The following is a 20,494-nucleotide window of genomic DNA, read 5'->3' as shown; positions in this document are numbered from 1 at the left end:
AAAAAGACAGTTTCCTGCTTTCGCAGGAATGACAAATAAAAACGATGTCATCACAACCCAATAACCCACTTCACGGAGTAAAGCTAGAGCAGATTATTACAGAACTGCAAACGCATTATGGTTGGGAATATATGGGCTATCAAATAAACATTCGCTGTTTTACGGAAAATCCATCTGTGAAATCGAGTTTAAAGTTTTTAAGACGCACACCTTGGGCAAGAACCAAGGTTGAGGATATGTATTTAGACTATTTAAAAAAGAATAAAAATTAGTCCTCTTCGTCTTCAAACTCAACTACTGTTGAGTCAAACTCTGCATCTTTAAATTCGTCTCTACTCATCCAGTATTCGGAAGTTGTTAAAGTGTAAGAGTTCTCACCAATCGAAGTTAAATCCCAAACTATAGATTCAGCTTCATCAAACGCTTCTTGTCCTGCAAGATGATTTGAAAAGAGTCTTTTAATCACATTGTTATTGGCTAAAGTTTTATCAAACGCTTTTAAAACGACCTCTTTAGTAATATCTTTATTGGGTGTGATTTCAAATTCAACTACAGTCGCTTTTGCATTTGGAAATGTTCCATTATAAGCTTTATGCAATAATTGGTTGATATTAAAGAGTTGATGATGTAAAGTAATATCAGCATATTCTTCAGATATTTTATCGAGTAACATTTCGTGCGAAATTTGCTCAATCTGATTTTCATTAAGCTGATCAGCTAATTTGTAATCTAAGATTATAGCTGCGGCTTCTTCAGGTTCAAAATCTGAAATAGCCATAAACAATAATTCTAATAATTCTGAAGTTGAAGATTCGCTTGAGTCTTCTATACCAAATTTTTCTAATAAAAAAATATAGTCTTCTTTTGTCCAAGCGTCTTTTAGCGCGTCAACTGTTTTTACGCTATTGATAATAATGTGGTATTTCATGTGTTATGATTTATTGCTTTTTTTGGACACATGCTGTTCGCTGTTTATCATTTCCTTGAGTGATAAAATTTTGAACATGCTCGTTTCATGTGTTTTCTTTATTCTTTATTTTGGACACATGCTGTTCGCTATTTATCATTTCCTTGAGTGATAGAATTTAGAACATGCTCGTTTCATGTGTTTATTTCTACTGTTTTTCAATGGTCACATGGTTCATCCATGTTAATATTGACATAATGAAGTAAAGTTGGTTATGGATGTTTCATAATTTCCCTAAGGTTTTGCCTTTTTTCTTATCTAGATAGTGGCGTAATACACCACCTTTAACATTGTTTACATCAAACTCAACAATAAAAGCGTTTTCGTCTATTTCTTCAATGATGCGATGCATTTTTTTGATGTCTATACGATTAATAATGGTGTGAATAATATCAAAATCTTGCTGAGGTCCATTACTACCAAATCCTTTAGAACCTTTGTAGGTGGTTAATCCTACACCTAGTTCAATCATAATGGCGTGCTTAATGTCTGCGTATTCATTAGAAACTATAGTAACACCAATAAAATCTTCAAAACCTTCAATAGTCATATCGGTCACTTTAGCGGTAACGATGTATGTAAGAATGGAGTAGAGCGCAACTTCCATTGAAACCACCATTGCAGTAATACTGAATAATATAATGTTGAACATAAGAATAACTCTACCAATACTTAGTCCAAATTTATCATTAAGGTAGATTCCCAGAATTTCCGAGCCATCTAAAACGGAACCATTTCTAATGGCGATGCCAATACCACCACCCAAGCATAAACCGCCAAAAATGGAGATAAGGAGTTTATCGTCCGTAATGGTATCATAATTTCCAAAATGAATTAATAAAGCAAAGGCGAGGATACTAAGTATAGATTTTATAACAATCCGTATGGAAACCGTATAGTAACCCAAAATTAAAAGGGTAAACTGAAGATGACTAAGAGTAATGAAATATCTACTCCAATTAGTCTATTAACCAATAGCGCTATACCTGTAACGCCTCCATCCATAAAACCATTGGGTAATAAAAAGGCTTTTAAACCAATACTGGCTAAAATAATACCAAGGGTGATTTGACCAAATTCAGAAAAAAAATTATAGGTTTTTGAATGTTTCAATGTTTAGATTTTAATTCAGGAAAAGTTACAAAAACCATTTAAAACGGATGTGTTTTACGTTTTTTATTTATCAGAATTGAATTTTTTTTTAACACGAACTAATCTTGATTATTCTTGAATCAGACCTCAAGATTTAAATACGTACTATTTAGTCATGAAATAAAAGGAAAGTGTCTTTTGTAAAGTTGAAGACACTATTTAATTTGCCTTAAGCCTTCATATACAATAATACCCACAGCATTAGCTAAATTTAAGCTTCGGATAGATTCGCTATACAGTGGAATTTTGAAAAGTTGTGTTTTATGACGTTCAATTAAAGGTTTTGGTAAACCCACGGATTCTTTGCCAAAAACTAAAAACATATCATCTTCAAAGGTTATGTCCCAATGCGATTTGGTACCATGACTAGATAAAAACACCATTTTAGCGTCTTTGTTTTTTGAGAAGAAATCGTCGATATTATCGTAATAGATAACTTCTAAATGTTGCCAGTAATCGAGTCCTGCACGTTTTAAACGTTTATCGTCAATTTCAAATCCAAATGGTTTTACTAAATGTAATTTTGATCCTGAAGCTAAAGCTAAACGACCAATATTACCAGTGTTATTAGGTATTTCGGGTTCTATAAGGACGATGTTAAGCGACATTTTTTCGTGTTAATTTTACAATAATTAATCGTATTAGTAATATAAATGGAAAGCCGTGAAAAACCACATCAAACCAATCTTTTAAAGTCATTCCGTTTGCTCCTCCTGCAATCCACTTTAATTTACCTAAAATATGTGGCTCCGGAAAAAATGGAGCTAAACCTAAAGTTAGACACAACAGGATTATAATTCGCCAATCGTTAAGTAGTTTCATAGCATAAAAAAAGTCTATTCAAAGATATGAATAGACTTTACAATTTCTTGTTTTTAATAATTACTTTTTGGTCTGCTGACCTTTTATTGTTTTTTTGTCAATGTCAAACTCATTTGTTACTTGATTTACATTGCCAGTTGGATTTGTTGGGTTTGTTTGAGTTTTTGTTGTTTTAAATTTTTTACTGTCTTTTATAATTCCCATGATTTATCATTTTTTAGATTCATCATAATATAAAAAACTTAAAATCCTTTCTCTCACAAGGCTTTCACAAAATATCTAAGACAAATGTTAAAATCGTTTAAGACTTAGGACGAATTGACGTAATGAATTTATCAATAGTCTCAATACCATTTGTTGTTATATGCTTAATAAAAGCACTACCAATAATAGCTCCTTTTCCATATGCTGTGGCTTGCGTAAAGGTTTCATTATCGGAAATACCAAAACCTACAATTTGAGGGTTTTCTAATTTCATGTCTGCAATACGTTTAAAGTAATCGGTTTGTGTATTGCCAAAGCCAGAATTACTTCCTGTAACACTTGCAGAACTTACCATATAAATAAAACCGTTAGAAACAGAATCGATATAACGAATGCGTTCTTCAGACGTTTGAGGCGTAATTAAAAGGACATTAATTAAACCATATTTTTCAAATGTAGATTTGTATTCTGAATGGTAAACATCTACAGGTAAATCAGGAATAATGAGTCCATCAATTCCAACCTCTTGGCATTTTTCACAGAAGGCTTCAACACCATATTGTAGCATCGGATTAAAATAGCCCATAATGATCAATGGAATGGATACCGTTTTCCGAATGTCTTTGAGTTGTTCAAATAGCAATTCGCTTGTCATGCCATTTTTTAAAGCTTCTGTAGAACTGGCTTGTATGGTTGGCCCATCAGCAAGTGGATCACTAAACGGTAAGCCTATTTCTAGCATATCGACACCATTTTTTTCTAAGCGTTCAATAATGGTAACAGTATCGTTTGTATTCGGATAGCCAGCTGTAAAATAGATGGATAATAGCTTATGGCTTTCGTTTAATTTTTGGTTTATTCTATTCAAAATATAGGTCTTTATCAACCAATTCTGCAGTTTTCTGATGTTCAGAAATGGTTAGGATGTATAAAATCAATTATAAGAAAAATCAGTGGTTATCATGGATAAAAGCACTGATTTTACGAGCTGTAAAAATAGAACTTAAAAATCGAATCTCCCAATGTCGTAATAAACTTCTATAATGGCTTGCTGACCGTTTTACTTGCGAATACCTATAGACAGCAACTGAAAATAAATATTTAATAACTCCGTGTATAATTATAAGCGTTTTCTATCGTTATAGATTTGGTATTGAATTATATTTGCCACAACATAAAATCATCAATAAAACACTCAACAAATGATGTTCTTTAAAAAACAATTAATCATCGTTTTTCTTGTATTTTCTTCACTTGCTATAGCGCAAAAATCTGCGATATATACCAATGAGTTTCAAGATTATCAAAAGGCATTGACTTTATATAATAACAATCAATTTAAAGCAGCTCAAACTTTATTTGACGATGTAAAGTTAAATACAAACGACGCCACAATAGAATCCGATTGCGCTTATTATATAGCGAATTGTGCGGTGCGTTTAAATCAAAATAATGCCGATAATCTTATTACAGAATTTGTAGAAGATTATCCGACAAGTACCAAACGAAATACCGCATTTTTAGATGTTGCCGATTATTATTTCAACAACGGAAAATATGCCTATGCACGTAAATGGTACGATAAAGTTGACGAACGTAATATGGCTCAAGCAGAGAAAGAGCGTTTCAATTTTAATTATGGTTATGCCTTATATTCAACTAAAGACGAGAAAAAAGCAACTAAGTATTTTAATCGTGTTGTAAATTCTAAAGAATACGGCTCGCAAGCGAAGTACTACATTGGTTTTATGGCGTATCAAGGTGATGACTACGATAAAGCAAATGAGTATTTTGATCAAGTTAGCGATAACGAAAAGTACAAAGAGAAGTTGTCTTATTATCAGGCTGATTTAAATTTCAAATTAGGAAAGTTTGAAAAAGCCATAGAGCTTGCCGAAGCACAATTACCAAAAAGTAATGCGGCTGAAAAATCTGAATTATCTAAAATTATTGGTGAAAGCTATTTTAACCTTGGGAAGTATGCCGAAGCGATTCCGTATTTAAAAGAATATAAAGGGAAAGATAGAAAGTGGAATAATACTGATTATTACCAATTAGGGTATGCGTACTACAAACAAAATGATTTTGAAAGTGCCATTTCAGAATTCAATAAAATTATAGGAGGAGATAATCCAGTCGCTCAGAATGCCTATTACCATTTAGGTGAGAGTTATATTAATTTAGAGAAAAAGCAAGAAGCATTAAACGCGTTTAGAAATGCATCACAAATGGATTTTGATTTAAAAATTCAAGAAGATGCGTGGTTAAATTACGCTAAGATTAGTTACGATATTGGGAATCCATACCAATCCGTTCCTCAGGTTTTAACAGGATATTTAAAGCAATATCCAAACACAAATTACAAAGATGAAGTTGAAACCTTATTAATAGATTCATACATCACATCAAAAAATTATAAGGAAGCCTTAGAGCTTTTAAAAGGGAAGAACAGTTTTGAAAACAAAGCGGCTTATCAAAAAGTGGCCTTTTTTAGAGCGGTGGAATTATATAATGAGAATAAGTATAACGAAGCCTTAGCGCTTTTTAATGGATCGCTAAAAGAACCTAGAGACCCTATTTTTGTGGCTAAAGCGACCTTTTGGAAAGCGGAAACGGAATATAATTTAAGTAATTATAACGATGCCTTAATTGGGTTTAAGCAGTTTAATGGTTTTAGTGAATCTTCAAGTTTAGCAGAAAATGAAAATCTAAATTACAACTTAGCGTACACGTATTTTAAATTGAAAGACTATACGAATTCTTCAAACTATTTTGAGAAATTCATTAAGAATAAATCAAATGACAAATTGCGCCAAAACGACGCTTATTTAAGATTGGCAGATGGCTATTTTGTGTCTAGTAATTATAACGATGCTATTGCTGCTTATAAAAAAGCCATTCAGATTAATGAAATTGAAACGGATTACGCAGCGTTTCAAGTCGCTATGAGCGAAGGGTATTTAGGAAAAGGTTCTGATAAGATTTCAGCATTACAGTCTTTTATAAATACATATCCTAAATCGGCATTACGAGATGACGCGATGTATGAATTAGCAAATTCGTACGTAAAATCTAATGACACAGACAAAGCCATGCAAACGTATGATCGCTTAAATTCTGAATACAAAACAAGTGCCTTTACTTCTAAAGCCTTATTGCGTCAAGGTTTAGTGTATTATAACGGCAATGATAACACGCGAGCATTGACGAAATTTAAAAAAGTAGCGACTGATTTTCCGGGTTCTGGTGAAGCGGTTCAGGCAGTGTCTACAGTACGTTTAATTTATATCGATTTAGGTAAAGTAGATGAATATGCAACTTGGGTAAGGACTTTAGATTATGTTGAGATTTCTGATGTGGACTTAGATAATACTACCTATTTAGCAGCAGAAAAGCCATACTTAGATAATGAAACCGATAAAGCCATTCGTCAGTTTAATAACTATTTGACGCAGTTTCCAAAAGGGATTCATAATCTAAAAGCACATTTTTATTTAGCGCAATTGTACTATAAAAAAGAATTATTAGATAACGCACAACCACATTATAAGGCGGTTGTTGAGGCTTCAAAAAGTGGGTACACAGAACAAGCTATTGTGAAGCTTACCGAGATTTACTTAAGCACTTCTAATTGGGAAAAAGCTATTCCGGTATTAAAACGTTTAGAGCAAGAAGCTGATTATCCTCAGAATGTGGTTTATGCACAATCGAATTTAATGAATGCCTATTACCAAACCGAAGATTACGTTAAGGCAGAAAGCTATGCTGAAAAAGTATTGAGCAATTCAAAATTAGATAACAAAGTTAAGAGTGATGCTAAATTAACGATTGCACGTTCTGCGATTGAAACAGGTAATGAAGCCAAAGCAAAAACAGCTTATGCCGAAGTTGAAAAAATAGCGACAGGAAGCGTTGCAGCAGAAGCCTTATTTTACAATGGTTATTTTAAAAACAAAGCTGGTGATTACGAAGCCTCAAATACAACCATTCAAAAATTAGCTAAGGATTATGGGAGCTATAAATTGTTTAGTGCAAAAGGATTGGTGGTTATGGCTAAGAACTTCTATGCTTTAGGAGATGCGTTTCAGGCGACTTATATCTTAGAAAGTGTGATTAGTAACTTCCCGGATTTTACAGAGGTTGTAAGTGAAGCCAAAGTAGAATTAAATAAAATAAAAGCAGAAGAAGCGAAGACGAATTCATCAATCGAAACAGACGATAATTAATAAAGCAACAAGACAATTTAATTAGCGTTAAACTTATTTTCAATCAAATTAATACACATGAAAATTAAATATATAGGATTAGCAATGTTTACTTTGAGTCTGACATTTAGTTATGCTCAAGAACGTACCAAAGACACTATTGGAGACCAAACGGTTAACGTTATAAAACCATATACTCCAACAATTTCGGATGCCTTTAAAATTAAAGATAATCCAAAGTTGAACGATTCTAATGCCGTGAAGAAAAAGGAAATTAAGTACAATATTTTCTCAATTCCTGTGGCTTCAACATTTACACCAGCAAAAGGTAAAGCAGCAACGGTTGACAAAGCCAAGGCAATAAAATTATATGATAATTATGCCTCATTAGGATTTGGAAGTTATACCACAATTTTGGGTGAAGTTTATTTGAACCATGAGTTGAGTAGAGATGAAAATGTCGGTGGTTATTTTAGTCACCATTCGTCTCAAGGAGGTATTGATGATGTGCTTTTGGATGATAATTTTTCGAAAACCAAGTTAAACGCTTATTATAAAAAGAGCGATAGAGATTTTACATGGCAAGTTGATGGAGGTTTTAATTTACAAACCTATAATTGGTATGGTGTGCCTCAAGATTTTTATGATGAAAGTGACTTAGATGGTATTGATGCAGGTCAGACGTATAACGACTTGTATGTTGGTGGTAAAATTGATTTTGAAGACGCTATTGTTAAAGACGCAAGTCTTCGTTTTAGACGTTTTGGAGATAACCATGATTCTGCTGAAAACAGATTAGTTGCTAAGACTAGCTTTGATTTTGTGGTACAAGATGCTGTTATTAAATCAGAGTTTTCTATAGATTATATTAGTGGGACTTTCGATCGCGATTATTCTAATATTGGTGAAATTAATTACGGGAATGTCACTTTTGGATTTGCACCATCGTATCAATTGGTACAAGATGATTTAACAATTGATTTAGGTGTGAAATTAGCCTACCTTAACGACACAGAATTTAGTGAGAATAAATTTTTTATCTATCCAAACATAGAAGCGTCTTACCGATTGGTGGATGAGATCTTAATTGCATTTGGTGGACTTAAAGGCGATCTAATTCAGAATTCGTATTACGATTTTGTAAACGAAAATCCATTTGTATCACCAACACTTTTGGTAACTCCAACAGATCAGCAGTACAAAATGTTTGTAGGTGCTAAGGGGAAGCTTTCTCGTAATATTGGCTATAGCTTAAAAGGAAGTTATAGTTCTGAAAAGAATAAAGCCTTATACAAATCCAATGATGTGCCGAGTGATGCCTTAACAGAATATAAATATGGTAATTCATTTTTTGTCGCTTACGATGATGTGACTACGTTTTCTGTGGCAGGTGAGTTGAATGTAGATTTAAATAGAAACTTTACTTTAGGAGTAAAAGGGGAATACTTTGGTTATAGCACAGATAACGAATCTGAAGCTTGGAATTTACCGGATCTTACAGCCTCTGTGTTTTTAGATTATCAAATTTCAGAACAATGGTTTGCAGGAGCAAGTATGTTCTTTGTTGGTGAACGTGAAGATCAAAGTACTTATTTTGATATTTTGAATCCGTTGAATACAACCACTACAGCAGTTACTTTAGATAGTTATTTTGATGCTAACGCGCATGTCGGTTATAAAGCAAATGATCAATTATCATTTTTCGTTAAAGCGAATAACATAGCGAGTCAAAATTATAACCGTTGGTCAAATTTCCCTGTGCAAGGCATACAGCTTCTTGGAGGTGCGACTTACCAATTTGACTTTTAAAAGTAAGCACTAAAAATTAGTGTTCCGTCGTTGCGAGAGCAGCGAAGTAATCTTTTTAAATTGACTAAAAAAATCAAAAGCGTTCCAATTTGGAGCGCTTTTCTTATTTTTACATATATCAAAACCAACAATACATGAAATTTCAGTATTACAATCACGCAGTTACAAATTGTATTAAACGAAGTAAAAAGGTAGTGGTGTTAATCGCTATTTGTGCTATGTTTTCTTGTGAAAAAGATAAACAACAAGCTGATTTAATTGTCACAAATGCCAATATTTATACGGTTGATGATAGCTTTAGTAAAGCTGAAGCATTTGCTGTAAAAGATGGAAAAATAATTGCTGTTGGTACGACCTCTGAAATAGATAATACATATAAAGCTAACGATACACTTAATGCCGAAGGCAAAACTATTGTACCAGGATTAATAGATGCACATTGTCACTTTTTAGGTCTAGGACTAGACCAACAAGCTGTAGATTTAGTTGGAACAAAAAGTTTTGAGGACGTTGTAAAACGTGTTTTAGATTTTCAGAATGAAAGAAATAACGAATTTATTTTTGGTCGAGGTTGGGACCAAAATGACTGGGAAGAGAAGGAATTTCCTAACAAACGCTTATTAGATAAACTCTATCCAAATACACCTATTGCATTAGTACGTATTGATGGCCATGCTATATTAGCAAATCAAGCAGCTTTAGATTTAGGAAATGTAACCGTAAATTCTAAAATTGAAGGAGGAGAAGTTGTTGTAGAAAATGGCGAACTTACCGGTATTTTAGTAGACAATGCGGAAATGTTTGTGATGGAACATTGGCCACAACCCACCCGAAATGATATGGCTAATGCCTTATTAGAAGCACAAAAATTATGTTTCGATTTGGGGTTAACAACGGTTGATGATGCAGGCTTAAATAAAGAAGCTATTGAAATTATTGATAGTCTTCAGAAATCAGGAGAATTAAAAATGCGTATTTATGCCATGGTCTCTGCGTCTAAAGATAATCTGGATTACTTTTTAGATAAAGGGGTTACTAAAACAGATTACCTAAATGTGCGTTCGTTTAAGTTTTACGCAGATGGAGCTTTAGGGTCTCGAGGTGCGATGTTAAGAGAACCATATTCAGATAAACCTGGCCATTTAGGATTGCTAGTTACAGATTTAGAAACTTTAAAAATATCGGCTGAACGCATTGCAAATTCAGAATTTCAAATGAATACACATGCTATTGGAGATTCTGCTAATCATGCGGTGTTACAAACCTATACTAAAGTGTTAGAAGGAAAAGAAGACCGTCGTTGGCGTGTAGAGCATGCTCAAATTGTATCACCTGAGGATTTTGAATTGTATAAAAATATCATGCCATCCATACAACCAACACATGCCACAAGCGATATGTATTGGGCAGAAGATAGAGTAGGAGCAGAACGTATAAAAGGGGCTTATGCTTATAAACAATTATTAGAAGCTTATGGTAAAGTGGCTTTAGGAACTGATTTTCCTGTGGAGCGAGTTAGTCCGTTTTTAACCTTTTATGCCGCTGTCGCACGACAAGATTTAGAAGGGTTTCCAGAAGGAGGTTTTCAAATGGAAAATGTTCTAAGCAGAGAAGAAGCCTTAAAAGGCATGACGATTTGGGCGGCCTATTCTAATTTTGAAGAAAATGAAAAAGGAAGTATTGAAGTTGGGAAGTTTGCCGATTTTATCATCTTAGATAATGATATTATGACGGTTGAGGCCAATGAAATTCCAAAAATTAAAGTTCTGAAGACTGTGGTTGGAGGTGAGGTACAGTAATTATAAGTTGTAGCTCGCAAAGTCGCAAAGTCGCAAAGTCGCAGAGCCGCAAAGACTCAAACGCAAAAAAAATATAACGCAATTTTCTAATATAACTTTGCGCCTCTGCGTCTTTGCGCGATAACTATTTTCTCTACGAACCTCCGAGAAGCTCAGTGCAACACCCTAAAATATCCATGCCAACTCATCAAAATGCTTACCTAATTGGTTTTTGCACAGAGGCGCACGGAGAAATTAGATTTAACTTTTATATAAAATTCTTAAAACGGACAAATAAACGCTCCGTGAATCTCTGCGAACCTCAGAGGAGCCCAGTGTAACAACTAAAATATTCGTGCCAAATAATCAAAATGCTCACCATCCATAACCTTCTCACACTTTAAACCAACCGTTAAACAAGCTGTTTTCAAGGTTTTAAAATCGAGATACAACCATTTCATAGGGACTTCCTTTTCACCTTTATACGATAAGAAATAATCTAATTCACCAGGATAACCTTGGTTAAGATCTAGCCACATGCCTCCATCTTCATCTTCATACATATAAGAGATATCAGAAGAGTCAATTAAAATTTGACCATCAGGATTTAAAAGTGATTTTAAATGCTTTAAATAGTTCGCTACTTCAGATAATTCTTGGAAAATTCCCGTACCATTCATCAATAGTAAAATCGTATCAAAACTTTCGGTCTCTTCTAAAAGTGGTTTCAATTCAACATTTAAAACACCACGTTTCATAGCGACTTCAACCGCACCTTCAGAACTATCAATAGCTTTTACTTTGATGTTTTGTTCTTGTAGCCACAACGCATGACTTCCAGAACCACAACCAACATCTAACACATTGCCTTTTGCTAATTTTAATGCTGCTTGCTCAAGTTTTGGCATTTCAGAATAATTCCTAAATAAATAAGGAAGCGGTAATTCATCTTCATCAGAAATATTTGTAGATGTTATGATGTCCTCAGAATAATTTCCATTCTGATAATCTAATAGGGCTTTTCCAAAGAGGTCTTTACTCATAGTCATTGGTTAGTTCGTGTGATTTCTATTTTTATATAAATTGTATCGAGAACTTTAATTAAATTTGTTTTATGCAAGACCAAATTAATAATCTTCCTAAGCTCGCCAAAGATAAGCATAAGGAGAATAAAACCTTTTTTACCAAGCTAAAAAAGAAACCACCAAAACAGTTAGACTATTTAATGCAAGAGTTGCATGAAGAAGAATTTGAACGGACAGATTGTTTAAAGTGTGCTAATTGCTGTAAAACCACAGGGCCTTTATTTACGCCAAAAGATATCCAACGGATTTCAAAGTTTTTCAAAATGAAAGAACAGCAATTCATAGAAACCTATTTGCGCTTAGATGACGAAAATGATTATGTGTTGCAATCTGTGCCGTGTACATTTTTAGGGGCAGATAATTATTGTTCTATTTATGATGTACGACCTAAGGCATGTAGTGAGTTTCCACACACGGACCGGAAGAAGTTTCAACAGATTTCTAATTTAACGATAAAGAATGTTGCTATTTGCCCGGCCGCATATAACATTGTTGAAGAAATGAAAAAGCGCATTCAGCTATAATAATGTTGCTTTCGGAATAATTTTTGATGCTTAACAGATAAAAAAAACACTATGAATAATTTAGTTATAAGATTCTTATTTCTCTTATTTGCTTTCAATTTATCACATTCACAAGCATGGATGACCAATTTAGATATTGCTCAAAACTTAGCCATAACACAGAATAAAATGGTGTTGATGGTTTGGGAAGAAAGTACCCAATATCCTTATGGTGTTTTAGCAAATGATGATACTGGTAAAACTGTTTTTATTGAAAATTTGTTTGAAAGCGAAATTCTAAGCCCTTTAGTTTGGGAACATTTTGTGCCAGTTATTGTTAGCGAGTATAAATATGCAGATTTGTATGAAGATATTAAGGATAAGCGATCACAAAAATATATTGATAAGTTTAATGATGACTCTATTAAAATAATGGATGTTAACGGTAACATCTTAAATGTTTCTAGTGATCCTGAAAATTTTCAAAATATCACAACTATAATTAATGATTATGCGATAAATACTGAGTTTATTGCACCTGAGTTAATTGGTTACAACACTAAAAAGGATTTTTATTCTGCATATTATTTGGCTTCAAAATATCTGGATTTTTCAATATATATGAAAGAAAAACTTCGACCAGAATTTATTGATTTAGGAATTATTTATTTAAATGAAGCTTCTAATTTAGTTGAGACACAGCCAACTGACGATCAACAAGCATTAGCACAACGGGTAGCGCTTTTAGACCTTCAGCAGTATTTAATATTAAAACGTCCTAAAAAAGTACTTAGGCAATTAAAAAAAATGGATGCAGAAAGTTTAGAAACGACTAATGAGTCTTTTGTAGCGTTTTTGTATTACACCGTATATAAGATTTTAAATGATGAAACTAACGCGGCATTATGGGAATCTAAAATTTCTTCTGTAAATTTGAAGAAAGCACAACTGCTTATTAATCTTAATTCTTAATTGTATTGGAAAGTATTATCGCATACTTTGAAACCATTCCTTCATCTCATCGAAGCCTTATTTTAGTTGGTGGTTTGACGTTCTTTTGGTTGCTAGAAGGTGGTATTCCATTATTTAAGTTTAAATATAAAAAATGGCGACATGCGCTTCCAAATCTCTTTTTTACGCTTACAACAATAATTATAAATTTTGCTTTGGCATTTTTACTGTTATGGATGTCAGATTGGGTAACGGCCAATAATTTTGGAATTATAAACTGGTTGCCGCAAATGCCGTTATGGTTATATGCGTTGCTAGGAGTTGTGTTACTCGATTTTTTTGGCGCCTATTTAGCGCATTATGTAGAGCATAGAATAAAACCGCTTTGGATGGTGCATTTAGTGCATCATACCGATCATAGTGTAGATACAACTACAGGAAATAGACATCACCCAATAGAAAGTGTCATTCGATTTTCGTTTACATTGCTTGGTATTTTTATCGTTGGGACTCCAATTGCTTTGGTGATGATTTACCAAGCGCTATCACTAATATTTACTCAGCTTACGCATGCCAACATTAAAATGCCAAAAGGTTTAGATAAAGCATTAAGCTATGTCATTGTCTCTCCAGATATGCATAAAATCCATCACCATTATAGATTGCCATATACAGATTCAAACTTTGGAAATATCTTCAGTATTTGGGATCGCATGTTAGGAACCTATATGTATATGGATCGTGAAAAGTTGATTTATGGAGTGGATGTGTTTCCAGATGAAGTTAAAAATGGAAATATTAAAGAGCTATTAAAACAACCTTTTCAGAACTATGAAAAATCAACGCTTTCTGCAGATGAAAACTAATACTATTATCGTCTTAATAATCTTATGTATGAGTTGTAATTCTAAAAAGCAAATTGATATTCAAGGCCACAGAGGTTGTAGAGGTTTGTTGCCAGAAAATTCGTTGCCTGCTTTTGAAAAGGCTATTGATTTAGGAGTGCATACTTTAGAATTAGACATTGTAATTTCTAAAGATCATAAGGTTGTGGTTTCTCATGAACCTTATATGAATCCAATTATATGTCTAAATCCTGAAGGAGATGTTCTGCCTGATAACTCAGAAAAAGATTATAATTTATATCACATGAATTATGATGAGATTAAACAATTTGATTGTGGTTTAAAATTTCATCCCACGTACCCTCAACAAGAAAAATTAAAGACTTACAAGCCGTTATTATCCGAAGTTTTTGATTTGGTTAAAGCTAAAGATTCAGAGGTTAAGTTTAATATTGAAATTAAATCTGAAACGTCATATTATGGCATTTATACGCCACAGCCTGAAGCTTATGTTAGATTGGTTTTAGACGAAATTGAAAAAAATGACATGCTTAGTCGTGTGAATTTTCAATCTTTTGATGTTGTCATTCTTGAAGAAATTAAAAAGCAATCACCAAAAATGGTGGTCGCCTTATTAGTAGAAGATAACGAAACGATCGACGTAAAACTTGAAGAGTTATCCTTTAAACCAGAAATTATTAGTCCATATTTTAAATTATTGACAGCAGAATCGGTAAAAGCATATCAAGCTAAAGGGTTTCAAGTAATTCCATGGACAATTAACGCAACAGAAGATATGAAGCTCATGCAGTCTTGGGCTGTAGATGGTATTATTACGGACTATCCTGATCAGCTTATTGAAATACTAAAACAGTAGATTTATTTATAGAGTAAATACTGACGACGTACTTTTTTGTAGGCGTCTAAATCATCTTTCCACGTCCCTTTAATTTCAGCTTCAGTTAAACCCGCTTCAATCTGTTTTTGCAATATTGCCGTTCCTGCATGCGTAGTAAAATTAGCCGTATTAAATACTTTGGTTTTATCGGTAGCATTATGATAAGCATCCATAATATATTTTAAAGTAAAATGGCGTTCTGCCTTTACTTTAGATAAATCAACACCATAACAAATTTCATTTTCATGTTTTGGGTGTTTAGATCCAAAATTTGGAACAGGAGTGTACTTAAACGTATAATGATTCTTATCTAAAAACGGTGCTCCATAGCGTTGAAACTGAAATTCTGTTCCTCTACCAGCATTGATATTAGTGCCTTCAAACAAACCTAAACTCGGATATAGCTCAATAGATTGGTCGTTCGGTAAATTTGGAGACGGTCTTAAAGCTAAGCTATAGGTGCGATTATGATCATAGTTAAGCATTTCAATAATAGTAATATCACAAGTCACTTCATTAGTTAACCACGCTTCACCATTAATCATTTTTGCATATTCACCAATGGTCATACCATGGACCAAAGGAATAGGATGCATACCTAAAAAACTACTGTGCTTTTTTTCTAAAACAGGACCATCAATATAATTACCATTCGGGTTTGGACGATCTAAAATTAAAAGGGGAATGTTTTGTTCGGCACAAGCTTCCATAATATAATGTAATGTAGAAATGTAAGTGTAAAATCGAACACCAACATCTTGAATATCAAAAATCATGATATCCACATCTTCAAGCTGTATTTTGGTTGGTTTTTTATGTTTACCATGTAATGAATAAATCGCTAAACCAGTTCTGGTATCTTTACCATCTTTTACCAATTCACCCGCATCTGCAGTTCCTCTAAACCCATGTTCTGGAGAAAATACTTTTTTGATATCAACATCTAAACTCAACAAGGAATCTACAATATGGGTATAACCTTCACTTTTAAAAACCACGCTCGTCTGATTAGCAACCACAGCCACACGTTTTCCTTTTAATAAAGGTAAATATGTAGATGTTCTATTGGCTCCAACAATAATTGGTTTAGCGGTTTCGTTGCTTACCATATAAGGAGTAGAAATACCGTTATCCGCTAAGTCTTTTAGAGCAGAGCTTTCAACGTCTCGCTTTACACTATTTCCACATGAAAATGTTACAACGGAAATCCCAATAATTATAGAGAATAAAACTGTATTTTTGAAAACCTTTAAAAGCATATCTAAGAGTGAATTTCGAGTTATTTATAGCTAAACGTATAATTGGCAATAAAACGTATAAAAGTAGTGTTTCGGCACCAATAATTAAAATTGGTATCGCAGCAATTGCTATTGGAATTATTGTAATGCTTATTGCCATTGCAACAGGGATCGGTTTACAACAAAAGATTAGAGATAAAGTTATAGCGTTTAATGGTCATGTAGAAATTGCAAATTACGACTCTAACGCTTCAGACGAATCACAAGTGCCAATTTCTATTAATCAGGATTTTTATCCAGATTTCGCTGCTGTAGAAGGAGTGAAGCATATACAAGGCGTGGCTCAGAAGTTTGCTGTTATTAGAACCGAAACCGATTTTGAAGGTGTGGTTGTAAAAGGAGTAGGAGCCGATTATAATTGGGACTATTTTAAAGAGTTTTTAGTTGAAGGCCGACTCCCCGATTTTACAAAAGAAATAAACCAAGAAATTTTAATATCTAATTATTTAGCCAATCGTTTAGGATTTAAAGTCGGAGATAAATTTCAAACCTTATTTGGTAATCCTTTAAATGATAGGCCACGCATCCTTAATTATGAAATTGTAGGGGTTTACAATTCTGGTTTTCAAGAGCTAGATGAAAAATTTTGTATTGCAGACTTAAGGCATATTCAACGCATCAATAAATGGGAACCCGATCAAATAGGAAGTTTTGAAGTCTTTATAGATGATTTCTCTCAGATTGAAGAAAAAACGGTTGAAATCTTTAAAGAGGTACCGTCCTTAATGAACGCCACGTCTATTACCCGAAAATATTACACGATTTTCGAATGGATTAAGATTTTTGATAACAATACATATGGTATTATCGCTATTATGATTATTGTAGCTGGTATTAACATGATAACCGCCTTACTGGTTTTAATTTTAGAACGTACCCAAATGATAGGCGTCTTAAAAGCCTTAGGAAGTTCTAATTGGACCATTAGAAAAGTGTTTCTTTATAATGCGTCTTACTTAATTGGTTTAGGTTTATTATGGGGAAATACGATAGGTTTAGGCTTGTTGTTTGCGCAGAAATACTTCAAGCTATTTCCATTAAATCCGGATACCTATTATGTAAATAACGCTCCGGTTTATATCAGTTGGGATTATATATTTCTACTAAACATAGGCACATTTGTAGCTTGTTTATTAATGCTTTTAATTCCTTCTGTAATTATTTCTAAAATTTCTCCAGTCAAAGCCATTCGATTTGATTAATAATGAGGAAATTCCTCAGTAACCATACTAGATTTAATATTTGCTTTTGCATTTCAACTTTGCGCCTCAGCGTCTTTGCTCGCGCTTTTTAATTGAAACATTCAGTTTATAGTTTAAAAACAATCTCTCCATGCATCTCTGTGATGTCTCCGTGCAACTTCGTGTAACAGCATTTAAGATTAATCATAACCTTTTGCATTACAACTTTGCGTCTTTGCGTCTTCGCGAGAATACTAAATTTAAAATATTCAGTCCATAGTTTAAAAGAATCTCTCCATGCATCTCTGTGATGTCTCCGTGCAACTTCGTGTAACAGCTTTGGATTATTAGAATTTAACTTTTTTTGGATTTTTATAACACAACATTTAACGTAACTTTGCTCCCTCGAAAAAACAACTATGGAATACGCAGAAAATATACTAGGTACAATAGGAAATACACCATTAGTAAAGATGAATAAGCTAGTGGAAGATTTACCTTGTTTAGTACTTGCTAAATATGAAACTTTTAACCCAGGGAATTCAGTAAAAGACCGAATGGCTTTGCAGATGATAGAAGATGCAGAAGCCGATGGACGATTGAAGCCTGGCGGAACAATCATCGAAGGAACATCTGGAAACACCGGAATGGGATTAGCATTGGCAGCCATTGTAAAAGGTTACAAATGCATTTTTGTAATGGCAGATAAACAATCTAAAGAAAAAGTAGATATTATGCGTGCTGTAGGTGCAGAAGTTATTGTTTGTCCAACAGATGTAGAACCAACTGATCCTCGTAGTTATTATTCGGTATCGAAACGTTTAGGAGAAGAAACACCAAATTCTTGGTATGTTAACCAATACGATAACCCAAGCAATACAAAAGCACATTACGAAAGTACAGGTCCAGAAATTTGGAAACAAACCGACGGTAAAATCACGCATTTTGTAGTTGGTGTTGGTACAGGCGGAACGATTTCAGGAGTTGGAAAATACCTAAAAGAGCAAAATCCGAATATTAAAGTTTGGGGAGTGGATACTTATGGTTCTGTATTTAAAAAATATCACGAAACCGGAATATTTGATGAAGATGAAATCTATCCATACGTTACAGAAGGTATCGGTGAAGACATCTTGCCAAAGAATGTAGATTTTGATATTATTGATGGTTTTACTAAAGTTACCGATAAAGATGCTTGCGTTTACACACAACGTTTAGCTAAAGAAGAAGGAATGTTTTTAGGAAATTCAGCAGGTTCAGCTATTAAAGGTGTTCTGCAATTAAAAGAGCATTTTAAACCAGACGATGTGGTTGTGGTTTTATTTCACGATCATGGAAGTCGTTATGTTGGTAAAATGTTCAATGACGACTGGATGCGTAAGATGGGGTATATCGATTAACAAATTCCTAACGTATTGGCTATTGAGCGAAGTCGAAGTGTTCATTATATAAAAATAAAAAATCCTGATGTAATTATCAGGATTTTTTTTGTTTCAACCGTTTTGACAGCGCTAATAGTCTCCATTTGCTTTTATTTCAATGTAATAGTAAGCAATTCTATTTTAATTCATTTCCGAATTCATCATTGTTGGCAGAAGCATTTGCCTACCTTCACCAAAAAGGGAAGCCCTACTATAATGACAGATCTTAAAGTAAATAAACCAGAACCATTTTTACCACTAAAAGATGTCACTATATATAATAGAGGAGAAGATATTAAAAGTATTATAAAAGTACTAGAAGCTGGTAATCCTGTTTTAATTACTGAGTTTTATAACAATGGATCCGTTCTACTGAAAGGTTTACAAGAGCATCTTAATAAAAAACTACCCAATAAATCATTTAAGGAGCAACGCGCCTATCGTGCCGAATATCATAAGCTTTCAAACCTTATACTTTTAGAAATTGAAAACCATCAAATACTAGTAAAGAAAGCTCCTGCTATCGGATGGTTTGAAAAACTATATCCGGAAACAAGTGATTTTTTACTAACCCTTCCGCAAGTGCAAGGTTTAAACAGTGCATGGCAATGGTATACAAATGGCATTACAATACCAGTATTACGAAACAAAATTCATCCTTATTATGGTACTTACTTCCCAACACGTTTTGAGCATTTAGAATTGTTTGATAATTGGTTAAAACGTTACTCAGGTCCTAAAAAGTCTGCGATAGATGTTGGTGTTGGTAGCGGTATTTTAGCATTACAAATGATAAAGCATGGATTTCAAAAGGTTTTTGCAACAGATACGAATCCTAATGCTATCATTGGTTTAACAGAAATGATGGGAGATACTAAACTCTCTCGAAAAATAGAATTAGATTTTGGATCGCTTTTTGGCAAGTGGAAAAATAAAACCGAATTGATTGTTTTTAATCCGCCTTGGTTAGCCGAAACACGAGATTTAAATAATTTAGATGAAGCTATTTATTATAATGACACGCTGTTTTCTGACTTTTTTGAAGCCGCAAAAGAAATGTTATTGCCTGATGGAAAGTTGGTACTCATCTTCTCTAATTTAGCACAAATATCAGGAGTAGCTAAATCTAATCCTATCGAACAAGAAATCGCTGAAGGTGGACGGTTTCAGTTAGAAAAGTGTTTTAAGAAAAACGTTAAAAAGGATCTGAAAAAACAAAGCGTGACTCACAGTATCGTGAAAGTGAAGAAGTAGAACTTTGGGTGTTGACACATGTATAACGTGATTGAGAAAATTGAAACGAATTACTTCTTGCTAAAACTATAGCAGAATAGATGCTGTCAGACTGAGTGCAATCGAAATGCTCATAAAAAAA

The 20,494-nt window shown here is 33.5% G+C and carries 19 protein-coding genes and 1 pseudogene; 11 read left to right on the top strand and 9 right to left on the bottom strand.

All coding sequences use genetic code 11. The annotated features are described in order from the left end of the window. Positions 1–44: 44 nt before the first annotated feature. Positions 45–272, top strand: a complete 228-nt coding sequence (locus tag ADIWIN_RS00095) for a VF530 family protein (protein ID WP_020896506.1) — start codon at positions 45–47, stop codon at positions 270–272. Here ADIWIN_RS00095 and ADIWIN_RS00090 read toward each other — a convergent pair. From ADIWIN_RS00090 to trpA, 7 genes and pseudogenes are all read right to left on the bottom strand, one after another. After that, positions 269–928, bottom strand: a complete 660-nt coding sequence (locus tag ADIWIN_RS00090) for a hypothetical protein (protein WP_020896505.1) — start codon at positions 926–928, stop codon at positions 269–271. The two genes, ADIWIN_RS00095 and ADIWIN_RS00090, sit on opposite strands and share 4 nt — an antisense overlap. Before the next feature lie 262 nt (positions 929–1,190). After that, the gene (locus tag ADIWIN_RS20990) at positions 1,191–1,439 is read right to left on the bottom strand and encodes a DUF2179 domain-containing protein (RefSeq protein WP_235046946.1); all 249 of its coding nucleotides are present in this window, start codon (positions 1,437–1,439) and stop codon (positions 1,191–1,193) included. Between the two features lie 57 nt (positions 1,440–1,496). Continuing rightward, a pseudogene (locus ADIWIN_RS20985) lies at positions 1,497–2,080 on the bottom strand (YitT family protein); the annotation flags it as partial. Between the two features lie 194 nt (positions 2,081–2,274). After that, the gene (locus tag ADIWIN_RS00080; protein ID WP_020896502.1) at positions 2,275–2,727 is read right to left on the bottom strand and encodes a tRNA (cytidine(34)-2'-O)-methyltransferase; all 453 of its coding nucleotides are present in this window, start codon (positions 2,725–2,727) and stop codon (positions 2,275–2,277) included. Continuing rightward, on the bottom strand, positions 2,717–2,941 hold the full coding sequence (locus ADIWIN_RS00075) for a hypothetical protein (RefSeq protein ID WP_020896501.1): 225 nt from the start codon (positions 2,939–2,941) through the stop codon (positions 2,717–2,719). The genes ADIWIN_RS00080 and ADIWIN_RS00075 overlap by 11 nt, the downstream gene beginning before the upstream one ends. A gap of 60 nt (positions 2,942–3,001) precedes the next feature. Next, the gene (locus ADIWIN_RS20690; RefSeq protein WP_020896500.1) at positions 3,002–3,145 is read right to left on the bottom strand and encodes a hypothetical protein; all 144 of its coding nucleotides are present in this window, start codon (positions 3,143–3,145) and stop codon (positions 3,002–3,004) included. A 97-nt stretch (positions 3,146–3,242) separates the two neighbouring features. After that, entirely contained in the window at positions 3,243–4,013 is a 771-nt protein-coding gene (trpA, locus tag ADIWIN_RS00070) for a tryptophan synthase subunit alpha (RefSeq protein ID WP_020896499.1), read from the bottom strand. Between the two features lie 334 nt (positions 4,014–4,347). Between trpA and ADIWIN_RS00065 the strand changes: the two genes are divergently transcribed. From ADIWIN_RS00065 to ADIWIN_RS00055, 3 genes are all read left to right on the top strand, one after another. Beyond that, on the top strand, positions 4,348–7,371 hold the full coding sequence (locus tag ADIWIN_RS00065) for a tetratricopeptide repeat protein (protein WP_020896498.1): 3,024 nt from the start codon (positions 4,348–4,350) through the stop codon (positions 7,369–7,371). 57 nt (positions 7,372–7,428) lie between these two features. Further along, entirely contained in the window at positions 7,429–9,159 is a 1,731-nt protein-coding gene (locus ADIWIN_RS00060; protein WP_020896497.1) for a TonB-dependent receptor, read from the top strand. A gap of 134 nt (positions 9,160–9,293) precedes the next feature. Next, positions 9,294–10,958 carry an amidohydrolase gene (locus tag ADIWIN_RS00055; protein ID WP_020896496.1) on the top strand — a complete coding sequence of 555 codons (1,665 nt, stop codon included), beginning with the start codon at positions 9,294–9,296 and terminating at the stop codon, positions 10,956–10,958. A 323-nt stretch (positions 10,959–11,281) separates the two neighbouring features. On the opposite strand, the gene ADIWIN_RS00050 is transcribed toward ADIWIN_RS00055, so the two are convergent. Beyond that, complete coding sequence (locus ADIWIN_RS00050; RefSeq protein WP_040756040.1) at positions 11,282–11,980, bottom strand: class I SAM-dependent methyltransferase; 699 nt, start codon at positions 11,978–11,980, stop codon at positions 11,282–11,284. A 71-nt stretch (positions 11,981–12,051) separates the two neighbouring features. On the opposite strand from ADIWIN_RS00050, the gene ADIWIN_RS00045 reads away from it, so the two are divergent. Genes ADIWIN_RS00045 through ADIWIN_RS00030 form a run of 4 tightly spaced genes read left to right on the top strand, consistent with a single transcriptional unit; the run spans position 12,052 to position 15,198 of the window. Beyond that, the gene (locus ADIWIN_RS00045) at positions 12,052–12,546 is read left to right on the top strand and encodes a YkgJ family cysteine cluster protein (protein ID WP_020896494.1); all 495 of its coding nucleotides are present in this window, start codon (positions 12,052–12,054) and stop codon (positions 12,544–12,546) included. Between the two features lie 51 nt (positions 12,547–12,597). Next, positions 12,598–13,497, top strand: coding sequence for a hypothetical protein (locus ADIWIN_RS00040; protein WP_152487182.1), 900 nt, complete (start codon positions 12,598–12,600; stop codon positions 13,495–13,497). Between the two features lie 5 nt (positions 13,498–13,502). After that, complete coding sequence (locus ADIWIN_RS00035; RefSeq protein ID WP_020896492.1) at positions 13,503–14,342, top strand: sterol desaturase family protein; 840 nt, start codon at positions 13,503–13,505, stop codon at positions 14,340–14,342. Next, positions 14,332–15,198 (top strand): glycerophosphodiester phosphodiesterase, encoded by an 867-nt coding sequence (locus ADIWIN_RS00030; RefSeq protein ID WP_235046943.1) that lies wholly within the window; start codon positions 14,332–14,334, stop codon positions 15,196–15,198. The genes ADIWIN_RS00035 and ADIWIN_RS00030 overlap by 11 nt, the downstream gene beginning before the upstream one ends. Positions 15,199–15,200: 2 nt before the next feature. Here the strand turns inward: ADIWIN_RS00030 and ADIWIN_RS00025 are convergent, their stop codons facing one another. Next, positions 15,201–16,478 carry an exo-beta-N-acetylmuramidase NamZ family protein gene (locus tag ADIWIN_RS00025; protein ID WP_020896490.1) on the bottom strand — a complete coding sequence of 426 codons (1,278 nt, stop codon included), beginning with the start codon at positions 16,476–16,478 and terminating at the stop codon, positions 15,201–15,203. 8 nt (positions 16,479–16,486) lie between these two features. Here ADIWIN_RS00025 and ADIWIN_RS00020 point away from each other — a divergent pair, with 8 nt between their 5' ends. The 3 genes from ADIWIN_RS00020 (at position 16,487) to ADIWIN_RS00010 (ending at position 20,373) form a co-directional block, all read left to right on the top strand. Further along, complete coding sequence (locus ADIWIN_RS00020) at positions 16,487–17,719, top strand: ABC transporter permease (RefSeq protein WP_020896489.1); 1,233 nt, start codon at positions 16,487–16,489, stop codon at positions 17,717–17,719. A 398-nt stretch (positions 17,720–18,117) separates the two neighbouring features. Next, positions 18,118–19,098 (top strand): PLP-dependent cysteine synthase family protein, encoded by a 981-nt coding sequence (locus tag ADIWIN_RS00015; RefSeq protein WP_020896488.1) that lies wholly within the window; start codon positions 18,118–18,120, stop codon positions 19,096–19,098. 237 nt (positions 19,099–19,335) lie between these two features. Beyond that, entirely contained in the window at positions 19,336–20,373 is a 1,038-nt protein-coding gene (locus tag ADIWIN_RS00010) for a Rossmann-like fold-containing protein (protein ID WP_020896487.1), read from the top strand. The last annotated feature ends 121 nt before the right edge of the window (positions 20,374–20,494 follow it).

The organism is Winogradskyella psychrotolerans RS-3 (assembly GCF_000427335.1).
In the GTDB taxonomy this organism is placed as follows: Bacteria; Bacteroidota; Bacteroidia; order Flavobacteriales; family Flavobacteriaceae; genus Winogradskyella; species Winogradskyella psychrotolerans.
The sequence above is the reverse complement of the archived record's forward strand: the minus strand, read 5'-3'. Positions and strand labels throughout refer to the sequence as shown.

Bases quoted from the DNA above. Each gene is read 5' to 3' on its own strand.
- ADIWIN_RS00095 (WP_020896506.1), top strand. From the start codon at position 45: ATGTCATCACAACCCAATAACCCACTTCACGGAGTAAAGCTAGAGCAG.
- ADIWIN_RS00090 (WP_020896505.1), bottom strand. From the start codon at position 928: ATGAAATACCACATTATTATCAATAGCGTAAAAACAGTTGACGCGCTA.
- ADIWIN_RS20990 (WP_235046946.1), bottom strand. From the start codon at position 1,439: ATGATTGAACTAGGTGTAGGATTAACCACCTACAAAGGTTCTAAAGGA.
- ADIWIN_RS00080 (WP_020896502.1), bottom strand. From the start codon at position 2,727: ATGTCGCTTAACATCGTCCTTATAGAACCCGAAATACCTAATAACACT.
- ADIWIN_RS00075 (WP_020896501.1), bottom strand. From the start codon at position 2,941: ATGAAACTACTTAACGATTGGCGAATTATAATCCTGTTGTGTCTAACT.
- ADIWIN_RS20690 (WP_020896500.1), bottom strand. From the start codon at position 3,145: ATGGGAATTATAAAAGACAGTAAAAAATTTAAAACAACAAAAACTCAA.
- ADIWIN_RS00065 (WP_020896498.1), top strand. From the start codon at position 4,348: ATGATGTTCTTTAAAAAACAATTAATCATCGTTTTTCTTGTATTTTCT.
- ADIWIN_RS00060 (WP_020896497.1), top strand. From the start codon at position 7,429: ATGAAAATTAAATATATAGGATTAGCAATGTTTACTTTGAGTCTGACA.
- ADIWIN_RS00055 (WP_020896496.1), top strand. From the start codon at position 9,294: ATGAAATTTCAGTATTACAATCACGCAGTTACAAATTGTATTAAACGA.
- ADIWIN_RS00050 (WP_040756040.1), bottom strand. From the start codon at position 11,980: ATGAGTAAAGACCTCTTTGGAAAAGCCCTATTAGATTATCAGAATGGA.
- ADIWIN_RS00045 (WP_020896494.1), top strand. From the start codon at position 12,052: ATGCAAGACCAAATTAATAATCTTCCTAAGCTCGCCAAAGATAAGCAT.
- ADIWIN_RS00040 (WP_152487182.1), top strand. From the start codon at position 12,598: ATGAATAATTTAGTTATAAGATTCTTATTTCTCTTATTTGCTTTCAAT.
- ADIWIN_RS00030 (WP_235046943.1), top strand. From the start codon at position 14,332: ATGAAAACTAATACTATTATCGTCTTAATAATCTTATGTATGAGTTGT.
- ADIWIN_RS00025 (WP_020896490.1), bottom strand. From the start codon at position 16,478: ATGCTTTTAAAGGTTTTCAAAAATACAGTTTTATTCTCTATAATTATT.
- ADIWIN_RS00015 (WP_020896488.1), top strand. From the start codon at position 18,118: ATGGAATACGCAGAAAATATACTAGGTACAATAGGAAATACACCATTA.
- ADIWIN_RS00010 (WP_020896487.1), top strand. From the start codon at position 19,336: ATGACAGATCTTAAAGTAAATAAACCAGAACCATTTTTACCACTAAAA.